The organism is Oleiphilus sp. HI0066 (assembly GCF_001635725.1).
Genome location: NZ_LWFH01001413.1, coordinates 1 through 1,245, shown reverse-complemented (window position 1 = coordinate 1,245; position 1,245 = coordinate 1). Strand labels below are relative to the sequence as shown.

The following is a 1,245-nucleotide window of genomic DNA, read 5'->3' as shown; positions in this document are numbered from 1 at the left end:
GCCAGTGCAATATTAAAAGCCCAACAGACCGTTGTGTTAAGCAGTGGCGAATGGCTGCCATTCCAGTCACAAAACCTCAAACACGGCGGTGTCGTGGCGCGCATCGTTAGCCAAGCATTTTAAAACGCAAGACATACAAATGGAGCTGGAATACTACCCATGAAAGCGCGGTTATTTGCTTGCTAAAAACGCAAGCATTGATGGGACATTCGTGTGGTCCAAAAAAGATGAACGCTTTGCGGACTTTTTGTATAGCGATACCGTTATTACGGATGTTCCGGTTGTGTTCTATCAAAAAGATGCACCGATTCCTTGGGAAGCTGAGAACTGGGAAAGTCTAAAAGACATTAAAGTCGGGGCGACGATCGGATATACCTATCTATCGAACTTCAGAAAATATGAAACAGAGGGTTTGATTCAGGTAGAGCGATCAGAAACAGATTCATTAAACTTCAAAAAATTACTGCGTGGACGAATAGGTGCTTTCCCAGCAAGCTTAAACACCGGTTATGGGCTGTTGCAAAGCGAATTCACNCAAGAAGAAATTGATCAGTTAACTTACACCCCTCAAATGCGTCCCTCTTATCAGCCGACCACATTCCATTTATTGATTAGTAAGCTCACTCCAGACGCAGAAAGTATCATGTCAGCATTCAATAAAGGACTAACGAAATTGAGAAAATCTGGGGACTATGAAAAGTTTCTAAAACAATCGCGAAATGGTTTCTATGAAGTTTCAGATTAAGGCCCCCACTTTAAAATAGAGGCCCCAAACAGTGCTCTAAAAAATGCGATCTAAATGTGCTTCAAATCGTTTAAGGTCGTCATCGACGCTTGGTTTTTTCATCACGTCATAGGCCACGAACGTTTCAAGCGGCTCCATTGCGAAGAACCGAAAATTCACATGCATCGGGAAGAACAAATCATCAACCGTTTTGCCTTGGAATAAATATTCACCTGGGTCATTAAACGCTTCTTCGGGTGCGTTGAAAGTTAATGACAGCATATATTTTTTACCCGCTGCTATGCCTCCACCGCCATAGTTTTTCTTAGGTTCTTCGTGGGTACGCCCATCATCGTTACACAACTAGCCACCCATACCAGCCGTGTAGACTTCATCAATATATTTTTTGAATGTCCATGTCACGCCCATCCAATTCACAGGCGTTTGAAGAATCACAACATCAGCCCAAACATGATTCGCAACTTGTTCATCCACATCATATTCTTCTGCAGAATTTACAA

The 1,245-nt window shown here is 42.6% G+C and carries 1 protein-coding gene and 1 pseudogene; one reads left to right on the top strand and one right to left on the bottom strand.

Features of this window, described 5'->3' with window-relative positions; all coding sequences use genetic code 11:
• The first annotated feature begins 175 nt into the window (after positions 1 to 175).
• Entirely contained in the window at positions 176 to 745 is a 570-nt protein-coding gene (locus A3738_RS21505) for an ABC transporter substrate-binding protein (RefSeq protein ID WP_068477127.1), read from the top strand.
• A 36-nt stretch (positions 746 to 781) separates the two neighbouring features.
• Here the strand turns inward: A3738_RS21505 and A3738_RS21500 are convergent.
• A pseudogene (locus A3738_RS21500) lies at positions 782 to 1,219 on the bottom strand (NAD(P)H-dependent oxidoreductase).
• Positions 1,220 to 1,245 lie beyond the last annotated feature (26 nt).